This window comes from Pseudomonas sp. NPDC089408, assembly GCF_044749445.1.
In the GTDB taxonomy this organism is placed as follows: domain Bacteria; phylum Pseudomonadota; class Gammaproteobacteria; order Pseudomonadales; family Pseudomonadaceae; genus Aquipseudomonas.
In genome coordinates, this window is record NZ_JBIVHY010000008.1 from 85922 (window position 1) to 100438 (window position 14517).

Below are 14517 nucleotides of genomic sequence, written 5' to 3' on the forward strand. Positions count from 1 at the left end.
CTCGTCACGTCAGCGTCCTGCGGATTATCTTGCCCTGCACTCAGTTATAGCTATTGGCCATTAGCCGTGCAATGTACCTCGTCGCCTCAGCGCAATTGCAGACGCCAGGCACGGTGGATGCGATTGTTACGGGCGAAGTCCGGGTCCAGGGTCTGGGCCGTGATTTCTTCCACCGCGTAACGCGTCATCAGGTGTTCGTCCAGCTGGAACTTGCGGAAGTTGTTGGAGAAGTACAGCACACCACCGGGTGCCAGGCGGGCCATGGCCAGGTCCAGCAACTGCACGTGGTCACGCTGCACGTCGAACACACCTTCCATGCGCTTGGAATTGGAGAAGGTTGGCGGGTCGATGAAGATCAGCTCGTAGCTTTCGCGGCAGGCTTCCAGCCAGGCCATCACATCGCCCTGCTCCAGGCGGTTGCGCTCGGAGAAGCCATTCAGCGCCAGGTTGCGCCGTGCCCAGTCCAGGTAGGTTTTCGACAGGTCGACACTGGTGGTGCTGCGGGCGCCGCCCTTGGCTGCATGCACGGTGGCCGTGGCGGTGTAGCAGAACAGGTTGAGGAAGTGCTTGCCGGCAGCCTCGCGCTGGATGCGCATGCGCATCGGGCGGTGGTCCAGGAACAGACCGGTGTCGAGGTAGTCGGTGAGGTTGACCAGCAGCTTGACGCCGCCTTCGTTCACCTCCTGGAAGCGTCCCTCAGTAGCCTGGCGTTCGTACTGGCGGGTACCGCTCTGACGCTCGCGGCGCTTGAGCACCACGCGCTGAGGGGAAATGCCCAGTGCCTGCGGGATGGCTGCCAGCGCATCGAGCAGACGCGCCTGGGCCTTCTCCGGGTCGATCGAACGGGGAGCTGCGTACTCCTGTACGTGAACCCAATCCTGATAGAGGTCAACCGCCAGGGCATATTCGGGCATGTCGGCGTCGTACAGCCGGTAGCAATCAATCTGCTCGCGCCGGGCCCATTTGCCCAGTTGCTTGAGGTTCTTCTGCAGGCGGTTGGCAAACATCTGCGCACCTTCCGACAGGCGCGCCGGTTCGCTGGCCGCTGACACTTGCTGGCGGACTTCGGCATTGTCAGCCTGGGCTTCGCGACGCTCACCGGTCACGAACTGGTCTGGCTGTACCTTGAACAGCAGCAGCTTGCAGGGCAACGCGCCGTTCCAGAATGCGTATTGCTTGTGGCTGCGGATGCCCATGCGCTTGCCCAGTTGAGGCGCGCCGGTGAACACCGCCGCCTCCCAACCCATGCAGGCCTGGCGCAGGCGCTCGCCAAGGTTCTGGTAGAGGTACAGCAGGCTGGCTTCGTCACCCAGGCGCTCGCCGTACGGCGGGTTGCTGATGACCAGGCCTTTCTGGTTCTGGTCCGGGCGCGGCTCGAAGGTGCTGACCTCGCCCTGGTAGATCTTCACCCAGTCACCCAGGCCGGCTCGCTCGACGTTGTTGCGGCCTGGCTGGATCAGCCGTGGGTCGGCTTCGTAGCCACGGATCCACAGCGGTGGCTTGGCCAGGCCGGCCTGCGCGCGCGCCTGCGCCTCGTCGTGCACCTTGCGCCACAGGGCTGGCACATGGCCCAGCCAGGCGCTGAAGCCCCAGCGTTCACGCTTGAGGTTGGGCGCAATATCGGCGGCGATCATTGCCGCTTCTACCAGGAAGGTACCCACACCGCACATCGGGTCGGCCAGCGCGCCACCTTCAGCGGCAATGCGAGGCCAGCCAGCGCGGATCAGCACGGCTGCCGCGAGGTTTTCCTTCAGCGGCGCAGCGCCTTGCTGCAGGCGGTAGCCACGCTGGTGCAGGCTATGCCCGGACAGGTCGAGCGAGAGGATCGCCTCGCCACGGTCCAGGCGCAGGTGCACGCGCACGTCAGGGTCGATTTTTTCCACCGACGGGCGCAGGCCTTCGCGGTTGCGCAGCTTGTCGACGATCGCATCCTTGACCTTCAAGGCGCCGAAATGGGTGTTGTCGATGCCCGAGCCATGGCCGCTGAACTCCACGGCCAGGGTGCCATCGGCCGCCAGGTGGTCGGCCCAGTCGACGGCATTGACACCGTCGTACAGGTCATCGGCGTTCTTCATGGAGAAGCGCTTGAGCACCAGCAGTACGCGGTTAGCCAGGCGCGACCAGACGCACAGGCGGTAGGCGGTTTCCATGTCGGCTTCGCCGCGAATGGCCGATGTGTGCTCACGCACTTCGTCAAGGCCAAGGCCCTTGGCCTCTTCGGCAAGCAGGCCTTCAAGGCCTTTGGGGCAGGTGAGGTAAAGTTCGAAACGGTCCGACATGAGTATTCCAGAGCCTTGGGCTATTTGACTGACGAGGCGACGCATCGCCCCGCGATGTTTGCCCGCACCCCTTTCCAGCAGGCGTGCGGGTGGCGATTTGCGGCACACCCATGTGCCGCAAGAGGCCGGGCCACCTGACCGATCTGCGCTTGGCCGGGTGGCAAAGACAGCTTAGATCATCAGGCAGTACTAAAAATTCTGGCGATGCCGGGGACGATGTGACCCTTCGTCGCATTTCAAATTATTTCTTTCACTCACCGGCAACGCTGGCGAAATGACGTCAATGATCGGCAAACCCCGATCATAGCGGCCTCAGGGTCAAACAAGGTTGAGTCGCATTTATTTACTTATCCCCTCACCCTCACAAACGTTACGCCCTTATGACAAATCGATCATTCACACCGTGACTCGCATTCGATAGAACTGGTCTCAGGCCGCTTCGCAACGAGGCGGCACTTTCAGCTCGCCACGCCGGCAGCGAGCGCAAACCGGCAGAAAGACTCTGCCCGGCCTCGGAGAGGCCGACGGGACATTACAGTCAACAAGTGAGGGCAACACCCTATGAGAAGACTTAAGCGTGATCCGTTGGAAAGAGCATATTCACGTGGCTACCAATACGGGGTCACCGGCAAATCCCGCGAACTTTGCCCGTTCAATCTTCCTTCTGTTCGCCAAGCCTGGATTAACGGCTGGCGCGAAGGTCGCGGTGATAACTGGGACGGAATGACTGGCACCGCTGGCATCCATAGACTCAACGAAAATCACGCCGTTGGCTGATCGAGGACACTGAATTCGATTTACCATGCACGCCCTATCCGGGCGGCGGGCGAAGGCCCAGGGGCCCCTTGAAGGGGCCCTTTTTATGCCTGGAAAATTTCGTCAACTGCACTGGCCTATTCGCGGGTAAACCCGCTCCTACAACTACCTACTTCCTCTGTGGGAGCGGGTTTACCCGCGAATGGTCCTGTCAGGTTTACCGCGGCATAGCAGCGATAGCATCCACCGCCTCGCGAATCAGCGCCGGCCCCTTATAAATGAAGCCCGAATAAATCTGTACCAGGCTCGCCCCCGCCGCAATCTTCTCGGCAGCATGGCGGCCTTCGGTAATGCCACCGGCGGCAATGATCGGCAACTTGCCACCCAGCTCACCGGCCAGCACCTTGACGATGTGGGTGCTCTTCTCCAGCACCGGCGCGCCCGACAGGCCGCCCGCCTCGCCACCAAACGGCAGCGCTTCGACACCCTCACGGCCCAGCGTGGTGTTGGTGGCAATCACCGCATCCATGCCTGACTCCATCAGCGCAGCGGCCACCAAGGCAGTTTCTTCATCGCTCATGTCCGGGGCAATCTTGATCGCCAGCGGCACGCGCTTGCCATGGGTTGCGGCCAACTGCTCACGGCGCTCGGCCAGGGCATCGAGCAGTTGCTTGAGCGAGTCACCGAACTGCAGGCTGCGCAGGCCAGGGGTGTTTGGCGAGCTGACGTTGACGGTGATGTAGCTGGCGGCGGTGTAGACCTTGTCCAGGCAGACCAGGTAGTCATCGACGGCGCGCTCGACCGGGGTGTCGAAGTTCTTGCCGATGTTGATGCCCAGTACGCCGTTGTAGCGCGAAGCGCGCACACGGCCGAGCAGGTGATCGACGCCTTGGTTGTTGAAGCCCATGCGGTTGATGATGGCCGTGGCTTCGGGCAGGCGGAACAAGCGTGGCTTGGGGTTGCCCGGTTGCGGACGCGGGGTGACCGTGCCGATCTCGACAAACCCGAAGCCCAGTTGGGCGAAGCCGTCGATGGCTGCGCCATTCTTGTCCAGGCCAGCGGCCAGGCCCACCGGGTTGGCGAAGTTCAAGCCCATGACCGAAACCGGCAATGCCGCCGGTTGCTTGCACAGCATGCCATTGAGGCCGAGACGGCCACCGGCGCCGATCAGGTCCAGGGACAGGTCGTGGGAAGTTTCCGGGGAAAGCTTGAACAGCAGCTGGCGGGCCAGGGTATACATGGGCGGGCAAGGCTCAGGGTGAGTGAGGGGGCGATTATAGCCAGCGCGGGGCCGGCAGGACAGTAAATCGTGGGCGCGCTTGGCACATCGGTTGCACCGGTTCAGCCCACAGCCTTATCAGTACGGGCGAGGAACCTTGTGAACACTGTACCCCGAGCAACGCCCCTGGCCTGGGTAAACGGCAGCGACGCACCCGAAAAGCCCAGCCTCGACATCGGCTTCATGGCCCTGACCGACTGCGCCTCGGTGGTTGTTGCCGCCACTCAAGGTTTCGCCCAGCAGCACGGCCTTACCTTGAACCTCAAGCGCCAGGGCTCGTGGGCCGGGCTGCGCGACAAACTGGTCAGTGGCGAACTGGATGCCGCGCATTGCCTGTATGGCCTGGTCTACGCCGTGCACCTGGGCATCGGTGGCGTCCCTGCCAGCGACATGGCCGTGCTCATGGGCCTTAACCAGAACGCCCAGGCCATCAACCTGTCCCCGGCCCTGCAACGCAAGGGCGTGACCAACCCTGAAGCACTGGCGCGGTTGGTGCACCAGCACGGCGCACGCTTGACGTTCGCCCAGACCTTCCCCACCGGCACCCACGCCATGTGGCTGAATTACTGGCTGGCCAGCCAGGGCATCCACCCGCTGCGCGACGTCGACAGCGTAGTGGTACCGCCTGCACAGATGGCCGCACACATCCAGGCCGGGCGCATTGACGGCTTTTGTGTCGGCGAGCCCTGGGCAGCCGATGCCGCGGGCAAAGGCCAAGGCTTCACCCTGGCCACCAGCCAGTCGATCTGGCCGGACCACCCGGAAAAAGTCCTGGCCTGCGGCCGTGCCTTTGCCGAGCAATACCCCAACAGCGCTCGCGCGCTGATCAAGGCGATCCTCGCCGCCAGCCGGTTCATCGAGCAAAGCCCGGAAAACCGCCGCAGCACTGCGCAACTGCTCAGCGGCAGCGCGTACCTGGACACCACGCTGGACAGCATCGAGCCCCGCCTGCTCGGCCACTACCAGGACGGCCTGGGCAACCATTGGCAAGACCCGCATGCCCTGCGCCTTTACGACCATGGCCGGGCCAACCTGCCGTACCTGTCCGACGGCATGTGGTTCATGACCCAGTTCCGCCGCTGGGGCCTGCTGCGCGAAGACCCGGATTATCTCGGCGTGGCCCGCCAGGTCCAGCAACTGGTGCTGTACCGCGAGGCAGCGCAGAGCCTGGGCGTGCCGTGCCCTGAACAACCGATGCGCAGCAGCCTGCTGATCGACGGCACCCGCTGGGACGGCAGCGACCCTTATGGCTATGCCCGCAGCTTCAGCCTGCATGCGCTGGGCGAACTGCCCGATGCCCGTGTTGGCGCGTGAGGGAACGAACATGTTGCGCATCCTGCTGATCGACGACACCCAACGTAAACTCGGGCGCCTCAAGGCAGCCTTGATCGAGGCCGGCTTCGAGGTCACCGAAGCCCCAGGCCTGACCATCGACCTGCCCGCCTGCGTCGAAACGGTGCGCCCGGATGTGGTGCTGATCGATACCGACTCACCGGACCGCGATGTGATGGAACAGGTGGTGCTGGTCAGCCGTGACCAGCCACGCCCCATCGTGCTGTTCACCGATGAGCACGACCCCGGGGTAATGCGCCAGGCGATCCAGGCCGGCGTCAGCGCCTATATCGTCGAGGGCATCCATGCAGCGCGGCTGCAGCCGATTCTGGATGTGGCCATGGCCCGCTTCGAAAGTGACCAGGCGCTGAAGGCGCAACTAGTGGCGCGCGACCTGCAACTGGCCGAACGTAAGCGCATCGAGCAAGCCAAGGGCCTGCTTATGAAAATGAAGGATTGCAATGAAGAGCAGGCCTACACCCTGATGCGCCGCCAGGCCATGAGCCGCCAGCAGAAGCTGATCCAGGTGGCCGAGCAGATCATTGCCATGCACGAGATGCTGGGGTGATGGGCTAGCCATGGCATTTTCAGCGCCTGTGAGATCGAGCGCCGCCCGCGCGGCGCTTCGCGGGGCAAGCCCGCTCCCACATTTGTTTCGGGCCAGTATCGCCTATGCCAGCGCGAAACCGCCTTGTTGGTCCGACACGATATCGAGGAGCACGCCAAAGGGTCGCGCGCCAATGGCGCAGGCATAACTGGCCCGAAACAAATGTGGGAGCGGGCTTGCCCCGCGAAGCGCCGCGCGGGCGGCGCTCGATCGCACAGGCGCTGAAAATCTCAAGCCAGCCCCAGCCCACAGTTGGCCCATCTCTTGCTGAGCAAACCTCACCGGTAGCCAACGGCGGTTGCCCCACTTAATCCCGACAAAGACGTCGCTCTCCCCTCCACCTTCCGTGGAGCGGGTGGCGGCGTCTTTTTCGTTCCGTTGCATTGCCGAGTGAGGTGTTCGATGAGTACCAGCTTCTGGAAATCCGGGCATGTGCCCACGCTGTTCGCCGCGTTCCTGTACTTCGACCTCAGCTTCATGGTCTGGTACCTGCTGGGCCCGCTGGCGGTGCAGATTGCCGCCGACCTGCAACTGAGTGCACAACAACGGGGCCTGATGGTGGCGATGCCTATCCTGGCCGGGGCGATCCTGCGCTTTGCCATGGGCGTGCTGGTCGACCGCCTGTCACCCAAGACCGCCGGGCTGATCGGCCAGCTAGTCGTCATCATCGCCCTGGCCGCTGCCTGGCACCTGGGCGTGAACAGCTATGAACAAGCATTGCTGCTAGGCGTTTTCCTCGGCTTCGCCGGTGCCTCATTCGCCGTGTCGCTGCCGCTGGCCTCGCAATGGTACCCGCCCCAGCACCAGGGCAAGGCCATGGGCATCGCCGGCGCCGGCAATTCCGGCACGGTATTCGCCGCCTTGCTGGCGCCGGCACTGGCAGCCGGCTTTGGCTGGAGCAATGTGTTCGGCTTCGCGCTGATCCCGCTGTCACTGGCACTGGTGGTGTTCGCCCTGCTGGCGCGCAATGCCCCGCAACGGCCCAAGCCAAAGGCCATGGCCGACTACCTCAAGGCACTGGGCGACCGCGACAGCTGGTGGTTCATGTTCTTCTACAGCGTCACGTTCGGCGGCTTCATCGGTCTGGCCAGCGCCCTGCCCGGTTACTTCAGCGACCAGTACGGCCTGAGCCCGATCACCGCCGGTTACTACACCGCAGCCTGCGTGTTCGCCGGCAGCCTGATGCGCCCGATCGGCGGCGCCCTGGCCGACCGCTTCGGCGGTATCCGCACCCTGCTGGGCATGTACAGCGTGGCAGCCATCTGCATTGCCGCAGTCGGCTTCAACCTGCCGTCTGCAGCGGCGGCCCTGGCACTGTTCGTCAGTGCCATGCTCGGTCTGGGTGCCGGCAATGGCGCGGTGTTCCAGCTGGTACCGCAGCGCTTCCGCCAGGAGATCGGGGTAATGACCGGTCTGATCGGCATGGCCGGCGGCATCGGCGGCTTCCTGCTGGCGGCCGGGCTGGGCACCATCAAGCAGCACACTGGCGATTACCAACTGGGGCTGTGGCTGTTTGCCAGCCTGGGCCTGCTGGCCTGGTTCGGCCTGCATGGCGTGAAACTGCGCTGGCGCACTACCTGGGGCTCGGCTGCAGTCACTGCAGCGCGGGTCTGAGGCACACCGATGAGCCTGCAACTGAGCTTTGCCCAGGCCAGCGCCACCGGGCCGCGCGCGGAAAACCAGGACGCCCTGCGCCTGGTCACCCCGACGCCGGAGCTGGCGGCCAGCAAAGGCTACCTGTTCGCCCTGGCCGACGGTGTCAGCCAGTGTGCCGACGGTGGCCTGGCGGCGCGTGCCAGCCTGCAGGCGCTGGCGCTGGATTACTACGCCACCCCGGCCACCTGGAGCGTGGCCCAGGCCCTCGACCGCCTGCTGCTGGCACAGAACCGCTGGCTGCGCGCCCAGGGCAGTGGCCAGCCGTTATTGACCACGCTTAGCGCGCTGGTGCTGCGCGGCCGGCGCTTTACCCTGGCCCACGTGGGCGACTGCCGGGTGTACCGCTGGCACGCCGGGCACCTGCAATGCCTGAGTGAAGACCATGTGTGGGACCAACCGGGCATGCAGCATGTGCTGAAGCGCGCATTGGGCCTGGACCAGCACCTGCTGGTGGATTACCTGGAAGGCGAGCTGCAGCCAGGCGAATGTTATCTGCTGCTCAGCGACGGCGTCTGGGCCAGCCTGGGCGACCGGCATATCCAGGCGGTGCTGCGCGAGCAACCCGACCTGCAACTGGCCGCTGACACTTTGGTTGCCAGCGCGCACCTTAAGGGTAGCCAGGACAACGCCAGCGCCTTGCTGGTGCAGGTCGAGCAACTGGGCACGAGCAACCTCGGCGACACCCTGGCACAACTGCAGCACTGGCCGGTGCCCCAGCCGCTGCGAGAAGGCGAGGTAATCGACGGCTGGCAGGTAGAAAAACTGCATGCACACAGCCGCCAGGCCCTGCTGTACCAGGTGCGCGATGAGCAAGGCCAGGCATGGCTGCTCAAGACCCTGCCACCTGCCCGCGAGCAAGAGCCTGGTGCTGCACAAGGGCTGTTGCTGGAAGAGTGGTTCTTGCGCCGTGTCGCCGGCCGGCACTTCCCCGAGCTGCACGCCTGCAGCCAGCGCCAGCAGTTGTACTACGTGATGCGAGAATACCCCGGCCAAAGCCTGGCGGCGCTGCTGGCCGAAAACGGCCCCTTGCCGCTGCCCCAATGGCTGGAAATCGCCCGGCAGTTGCTGCAGGCAGTCGGGGTGTTGCACCGGCGTAACCTGCTGCACCGCGACATCAAGCCAGACAACCTGCACCTGGGCCGCGATGGCCAGTTGCGCGTGCTGGATTTTGGTGTGGCCTACTGCCCTGGCCTGTCCGAAGACCCGCTGCACGACCTGCCCGGCACACCTTCGTACATTGCCCCTGAAGCGTTCGACGGCCACCCGCCCTGCCCGCGCCAGGACCTGTATGCCGTGGGTGTGACGCTGTACCAACTGCTGACCGGGCACTACCCGTATGGCGAAGTGGAGGCCTTCCAGCGCCCGCGCTTCGGCCAGCCGGTCAACCCCGCACGCTACCGGCCCGACCTGGCGGAATGGTTGCAGCACAACCTGCAACAAGCCGTGGCTGCCGACCCGGCGCAGCGCTTCGAAACGGCCGAACACTGGTTGCTGCTGCTCGAGCGCGGCGACCGTCAGGAACTGCCTAGCCGTTCACGGCCATTGCTGGAGCGCGAGCCGCTGAAGGTGTGGCGCACCCTGGCCCTGCTGTCCCTGCTACTCAACCTGATATTACTGCTCACCCTGCTAAAGGGCTGACTGCAGCTTGCCGATGAGGAAACCCTGATACATGCAAAAGTGTGGCGGGTCTGTGCCGGCCCTGGTGACCCTGAACTGCTCAATCCAGGGGACAAGTTGAACCTGTGGGAGCGGGTTTACCCGCGAATAGGCCTGCACAGGAAACACAAATCCAAGGCAAAGAAAAACCCGGCCGAGGCCGGGTTTTCCGTGAAACTTCAGGCCAATTACTTGGACTGAGCTTCAACCTGCGCTTCAACGCGACGGTTAACAGCGCGACCTTCTTCGGTGGCGTTGTCAGCAACCGGACGGGTTTCGCCGTAGCCAACCGAGTCAACACGGCTGGATTCTACGCCGTACTGCTGGGTCAGGACTTGCTTGACAGCGTTGGCACGACGCTCGGACAGCTTCTGGTTGTAAGCGTCTGGACCCACGGAGTCAGTGTGACCTTCAACCACGGTAGTGGTTTGTGGGTACTGCTTCATGAAGTCAGCCAGGTTTTTGATGTCGCCGTAGCTGTTTGGCTTGACGACCGACTTGTCGAAGTCGAACTTGACGTCCAGCTCAACACGAACGACTTCGGCAACAGCCGGGCAGCCGTCGGCGTCAACGGTAACGTTGGCCGGGGTGTCTGGGCACTTGTCGACGTTGTCGCACACGCCATCGTTGTCGGAGTCGGAGCAGACTTCAGCAACTGGAGCTGGAGCGGCTGCGGCTTGCTTCGGGCTACCGCCGAAGTTCAGACCAACACCAACGCTTGGCGCCCACTCGGTGTCGCCCTGGTCGATGTTGTACTGAGCTTCTACGCCGGCACGGGCGTAGAACATGTCGGTGATGTACCACTTGGCGCCAGCGCCAACGTTGGCGAAGGTGGAGTGGTCACGACCGCCACGGCCGGTCTGGCCCAGCGACTGGTGCGAGAAACCAGCAGATACGTACGGACGGATGGCGTCGTACGGGTTGTTGAAGTGGTAAACGGCGTCCAGGGCGGTGTTCGAGCCCTTGATGTTCTTGCCGTCTTCGCCACGAGCGTTGTGCACTTCGTCGTAGCCCAGACGCAGTTCAACGTCGTCGGTCAGGAAGTAACCGATCGAACCGCCGAACAGGTTGCCGTCGTTCTTGAAGTCGCGCTGGCTGTCGAAGAATTCTTTCTTGTAGAAGATTTCAGTCTCGACGGCGCCTTGACCTTGTGCCATAGCGCCAATCGAAGTGGCGGCTACGAGCGAACCAATGGCCAAGCCCAAGGTGTTTTTCAATTTCATCCGTTAAATCCCCATCTGGTGATAGTTAAGCAGTCCCACCACAAACAAGGGGGACAACTCGACGGCAAGTCTAGCAGAACTCGCCGATCCGTTAGAGATATTTGCACGCCACTAAGTTTCATCCAGGCCTGCAAATTTCTCCCGAAGCTTGTCTAGCGCGCGCTTGTAGCGCATTTTCGTCGCGCTCAGGCCCATGTGCATGATGTCGGCAATTTCCTGAAATTCCAGTTCTGCGACAAAACGCAGCACCAGGATTTCCCGGTCAATCGGGTTCACATGCACCAGCCATTTGTCCAGCCCGCCTTTTTCTTCCGGTTTCGGGGCCTTGTCTTCGGACGCCTCTTCTATAGGGTCCAGACTCAAGGCATCCATCAACCGGCGCTTACGGCGCTCCTTGCGATACTGGGTAATGCACTCGTTGTAGGTGATGCTGTAGAGCCAGGTCTTGAACTTGGATTTACCCTCGAAGTTCTTCAGCCCGTACAGCACTTTCAGCATCACTTCCTGACAGACATCGTCCGCGTCACGGTCGTTCCCCAGATAACGCGCACAGACGTTGAACAGGGTCCGCTGGTAGCGCCGCATGAGCTCCTCATAGGCACGGGTAACGTGGTACAGCTCCTCATGCGAACGCGCCACCAACTCTTCGTCGGTGAGCTCGCGGGGGTCATAACGCATGGGCGGCGAATGAACTTTATTCAAAACGGATCTGGCCGACAGTCAGGTCAATGTCGCCGCGCGACCCCGTGGGTCGAATTTCGCGGCGGCATACATTAACAGCTTTTGTGCGGTTAGCGGCTATTGACACGCTGCTCAAGCAACTCGCGGTTGGAAAGCGATACCAGTTCGCCATCATCTGTCAGCAGCGTGGTCTTCACCGTTCCGATCTCTTCGATGTGCCCTTCAACCTCTCCAATCCGCACCTGCTGGCCGACCTGATACAGCTCGCGCACATAGATGCCCGCCAGGATTTGCCCGGCGATTTCGCGGCTACCCAGGCCCATGGCCAGGGCAACGGCCAGACCAACGGTAATCAGCCCGATCACGATCACGTGGTTCAGCAGGTCGGTTTTCACCTCCAGCTGGCTGATGGCGACCGAGATACTGATGATGATCACCAGGCCCTGGGTGATACGCCCGAGGCCCGCCGAATATTCCAGGCCGATGCCTTCGGCAGCACCGCGCACCAGGCCGTTGGCCACCTGCGCCAGTAGCACGCCGGCCAACAGCACCAGCGCTGCGCCGAACACTTTGGGCAGGTACAGGGCGAGCATGTCAAGGGTCGCCGATACCCGCTCAAGGCCCAGCGATTCAGCCGCCGAAACCAGGAAGATGAGCAGCACGAACCAGTAGACGATCTTGCCGATCAGGGTCGAGATCGGCACCTGGATGCCAACCCGGCCGAGCATCTTGGTCAGGCCGGTGCCGGCCATCAGGCGGTCCAGGCCAAACTTGGCCAACAGCTTGGACAACAGCGTGTCGAGTAGCTTGGCCACCACGAAACCGAGCAGCACCACGACCAGCGCGCCGAACAGGTTAGGGATGAAGTTCGCTACCTTGGTCCAAAGGGCGGTCATTGCGGTGACCAGGCTCTGGGTCCAGAGATCGAGTTCCATATTCAATCGGCCTTATCTGCTTTGCTGCCGCTGGCAGCGTTGCGGGAAGAGTGTCGACGCACCGGCGCGACATGCGCCGAGCCATTGTTCACGGCGATCAGCAGCGCCTGGCACCAGCGGCCAAGCAAGCTGAACAGATCACCTGCGCCCACCTGACGGTTGGCGGTTTTCAGTACACGACCCAGGCAAGCGGCGTCGTCCCGGTCGTCCCGGTCGTTGCCGGAGGGTGATGCCTTGAGCAGGTCGCGCAGGGATTCTTCAAACGGATCGTGCATGGGCACCTCGCGCAGTGTCAGTCAGAGACGAGATGGCCGGGCGATGGGTCACACATCGCGTTGGGACGAATGTTTCGAATTGAGTGCGCGCTGGCTTCTTCGCGGGCAGGCAATACATGCCTATACCCACCGCAACCGCCGGAACAACCACCACTGCCCCACTGCCAACCCCAGCACGACTATGCAGGCAAACAGGAAGCCCAAGGGGTTTTCCGCCCCGGGGATGCCGCCGACATTGATGCCCAGCAGCCCGGTAATGAAGCTCATCGGCAAGAAGATGCAGGTGATGATGCCAAAGCGGTACATGGTGCGGTTCATCCGCTCGCTGCGCCGCCGGTCTTCGCTTTCCAGCACCAGCGCGGCACGCTCACGGGTCAGCTCCAGCTCTTCGAGGTAGCGGATCAGGCTGTTGTTCAACTCGTTCCAGTAATCGGCATCGGCATTGGCGAACCAGCTCCACTTGCTGCGCGACAACTGGGCGTAGATTTCCCGCTGCGGGGCCAGGAAGCGGCGCAAGCCGGCGGCGCGACGGCGAATCTGCTGCAGGCTGCCGTGCTCCGGCGTATACCGTTCGTCGGATTCGACCTTTTCTTCCTCCAGGTCGACCAGCTCGGCCAGGTCACTGACCAGGCCCTGGACCTTTTCGGTCAGCAGCTCGCCCATCAGCAGCAACAGCTCGGACGCCGATTTCGGCCCCCTGCCCTGCTCCAGCTGCTGGAGTATTTCGTCACTGGCGCGCAACGGCCGCAGGCGCAGCGAGATCACCCGCTGCGCCTCGGCAAAGATACGCACCGAAACCATGTCTTCGGGCTCGGCGCCCGGGTTGAGGTTGACCCCGCGCAGAAACAGCAACAGCTGCTCCTCGGCCATGGGCAGCAGGCGCGGACGGGTGTTTTCTTCCAGCAGCAGCTCGCAGGCGAACTCGCTCAGGCCGCTGTCGTGCAGCAGCCAGGTGCGGGTTTGCGGATGACTGCGGTCCCAGTGCAGCCACAGGCTCTGCTCCGGTTGCAGTTGCAGGTCGTCCAGTTCGGTACGGGCAATCGAGCGCGCGCCACCTTTGCCATCGAGCACCAGGGCATGCACCAGCCCCCACTGCGCGTTGTCTTCCTCGAACATCAAAGCTCCATCAGCGCGTGCGGCGCATCACTCCGGCATTTTCAGCAGGCTTGGCGAAACCAGTACGCCATTGTTGTCGGCATACACATATTCGCCCGGGCGGAAGGTGACGCCGGCGAAGGTCACTGCCACGTTAAGGTCGCCGATGCCGCGTTTGTCGGTCTTCATCGGGTGGCTGGCCAAGGCCTGCACGCCGACGTCGGTCTGGATCAGCACGTCGACGTCACGCACACAGCCATAGATCACCAGGCCTTCCCAGCCATTTTTGGCAGCCTTTTCGGCGAGCATGTCGCCCAGCAGGGCCCGGCGCAGCGAACCACCGCCATCGACCACCAGCACCTTGCCCTTGCCATCGAGTTCGACCTGCTCCTTGACCAGCGAGTTGTCTTCAAAGCACTTGATGGTGACGATCTGGCCGCCGAACGAGTCGCGGCCACCGAAGTTGCTGAACATCGGCTCCAGCACTTGTACCAGGTCCGGGTAGGCGTCACACAGGTCGGGCGTTACGTAATGCTGCATGGGAAGCTCCTGTCAGTCACAACGAAAGCGGGTATCGGCCAAGGCTACACCTTGGAGGCCGTTGCAGTCATCCCGGACCGGGTGGTCATATGTGTTTTGTCTGTGCCGGCCCTTTCGCGGCTAAAGCCGCTCCTACAACGGCACGCGCCGTCCTCTCATTGTAGGAGCGGCTTTAGCCGCGAAGAGGCCCGCACAGGCGCAAT

General features: G+C 62.9%; 13 protein-coding genes. 5 read left to right on the forward strand and 8 right to left on the reverse strand.

Annotated features, from left to right (window positions below; translation table 11 throughout):
• Positions 1-86 precede the first annotated feature (86 nt).
• Entirely contained in the window at positions 87-2279 is a 2193-nt protein-coding gene (gene rlmKL / locus ACIP02_RS15245) for a bifunctional 23S rRNA (guanine(2069)-N(7))-methyltransferase RlmK/23S rRNA (guanine(2445)-N(2))-methyltransferase RlmL (protein ID WP_400617598.1), read from the reverse strand.
• Positions 2280-2840: 561 nt separating this feature from the next.
• Here rlmKL and rmf point away from each other — a divergent pair.
• A complete protein-coding gene (rmf, locus tag ACIP02_RS15250; protein WP_003248687.1) occupies positions 2841-3056 on the forward strand; it encodes a ribosome modulation factor in 216 nt (71 codons plus the stop codon).
• Between the two features lie 196 nt (positions 3057-3252).
• Here the strand turns inward: rmf and ACIP02_RS15255 are convergent, their stop codons facing one another.
• Complete coding sequence (locus ACIP02_RS15255) at positions 3253-4275, reverse strand: quinone-dependent dihydroorotate dehydrogenase (protein WP_400617599.1); 1023 nt, start codon at positions 4273-4275, stop codon at positions 3253-3255.
• A 138-nt stretch (positions 4276-4413) separates the two neighbouring features.
• Between ACIP02_RS15255 and ACIP02_RS15260 the strand changes: the two genes are divergently transcribed.
• The 4 genes from ACIP02_RS15260 (at position 4414) to ACIP02_RS15275 (ending at position 9547) form a co-directional block, all read left to right on the forward strand.
• On the forward strand, positions 4414-5628 hold the full coding sequence (locus ACIP02_RS15260; RefSeq protein ID WP_400617600.1) for a CmpA/NrtA family ABC transporter substrate-binding protein: 1215 nt from the start codon (positions 4414-4416) through the stop codon (positions 5626-5628).
• A 10-nt stretch (positions 5629-5638) separates the two neighbouring features.
• Complete coding sequence (locus tag ACIP02_RS15265) at positions 5639-6214, forward strand: ANTAR domain-containing response regulator (RefSeq protein ID WP_400617601.1); 576 nt, start codon at positions 5639-5641, stop codon at positions 6212-6214.
• A gap of 441 nt (positions 6215-6655) precedes the next feature.
• A complete protein-coding gene (locus ACIP02_RS15270) occupies positions 6656-7867 on the forward strand; it encodes a nitrate/nitrite transporter (protein ID WP_400617602.1) in 1212 nt (403 codons plus the stop codon).
• Between the two features lie 9 nt (positions 7868-7876).
• Positions 7877-9547 (forward strand): protein kinase, encoded by a 1671-nt coding sequence (locus tag ACIP02_RS15275; protein WP_400617603.1) that lies wholly within the window; start codon positions 7877-7879, stop codon positions 9545-9547.
• 206 nt (positions 9548-9753) lie between these two features.
• On the opposite strand, the gene ACIP02_RS15280 is transcribed toward ACIP02_RS15275, so the two are convergent.
• The 6 genes from ACIP02_RS15280 to rraA all read right to left on the reverse strand — a co-directional run bounded on the left by ACIP02_RS15280 (position 9754) and on the right by rraA (position 14314).
• Positions 9754-10788: an OmpA family protein gene (locus ACIP02_RS15280; RefSeq protein ID WP_400617604.1), complete on the reverse strand. Its 1035-nt coding sequence runs from the start codon at positions 10786-10788 to the stop codon at positions 9754-9756.
• 111 nt (positions 10789-10899) lie between these two features.
• Entirely contained in the window at positions 10900-11466 is a 567-nt protein-coding gene (gene sigX, locus ACIP02_RS15285; RefSeq protein ID WP_016500791.1) for an RNA polymerase sigma factor SigX, read from the reverse strand.
• Between the two features lie 113 nt (positions 11467-11579).
• Positions 11580-12404, reverse strand: a complete 825-nt coding sequence (locus ACIP02_RS15290) for a mechanosensitive ion channel family protein (protein WP_004376138.1) — start codon at positions 12402-12404, stop codon at positions 11580-11582.
• 2 nt (positions 12405-12406) lie between these two features.
• Complete coding sequence (locus tag ACIP02_RS15295) at positions 12407-12679, reverse strand: hypothetical protein (protein WP_028697557.1); 273 nt, start codon at positions 12677-12679, stop codon at positions 12407-12409.
• Positions 12680-12799: 120 nt separating this feature from the next.
• On the reverse strand, positions 12800-13795 hold the full coding sequence (locus ACIP02_RS15300) for a zinc transporter ZntB (protein WP_400617605.1): 996 nt from the start codon (positions 13793-13795) through the stop codon (positions 12800-12802).
• Positions 13796-13822: 27 nt separating this feature from the next.
• Positions 13823-14314, reverse strand: a complete 492-nt coding sequence (gene rraA, locus ACIP02_RS15305; RefSeq protein ID WP_400617606.1) for a ribonuclease E activity regulator RraA — start codon at positions 14312-14314, stop codon at positions 13823-13825.
• Positions 14315-14517: the final 203 nt, after the last annotated feature.

Coding starts and splice junctions, on each gene's coding strand:
- ACIP02_RS15290 (WP_004376138.1), bottom strand. CDS start 12,404: ATGGAACTCGATCTCTGGACCCAGAGCCTGGTCACCGCAATGACCGCC.
- rlmKL (WP_400617598.1), bottom strand. CDS start 2,279: ATGTCGGACCGTTTCGAACTTTACCTCACCTGCCCCAAAGGCCTTGAA.
- ACIP02_RS15300 (WP_400617605.1), bottom strand. CDS start 13,795: ATGTTCGAGGAAGACAACGCGCAGTGGGGGCTGGTGCATGCCCTGGTG.
- ACIP02_RS15280 (WP_400617604.1), bottom strand. CDS start 10,788: ATGAAATTGAAAAACACCTTGGGCTTGGCCATTGGTTCGCTCGTAGCC.
- rmf (WP_003248687.1), top strand. CDS start 2,841: ATGAGAAGACTTAAGCGTGATCCGTTGGAAAGAGCATATTCACGTGGC.
- ACIP02_RS15270 (WP_400617602.1), top strand. CDS start 6,656: ATGAGTACCAGCTTCTGGAAATCCGGGCATGTGCCCACGCTGTTCGCC.
- sigX (WP_016500791.1), bottom strand. CDS start 11,466: ATGCGTTATGACCCCCGCGAGCTCACCGACGAAGAGTTGGTGGCGCGT.
- ACIP02_RS15295 (WP_028697557.1), bottom strand. CDS start 12,679: ATGCACGATCCGTTTGAAGAATCCCTGCGCGACCTGCTCAAGGCATCA.
- ACIP02_RS15255 (WP_400617599.1), bottom strand. CDS start 4,275: ATGTATACCCTGGCCCGCCAGCTGCTGTTCAAGCTTTCCCCGGAAACT.
- rraA (WP_400617606.1), bottom strand. CDS start 14,314: ATGCAGCATTACGTAACGCCCGACCTGTGTGACGCCTACCCGGACCTG.
- ACIP02_RS15275 (WP_400617603.1), top strand. CDS start 7,877: ATGAGCCTGCAACTGAGCTTTGCCCAGGCCAGCGCCACCGGGCCGCGC.
- ACIP02_RS15265 (WP_400617601.1), top strand. CDS start 5,639: ATGTTGCGCATCCTGCTGATCGACGACACCCAACGTAAACTCGGGCGC.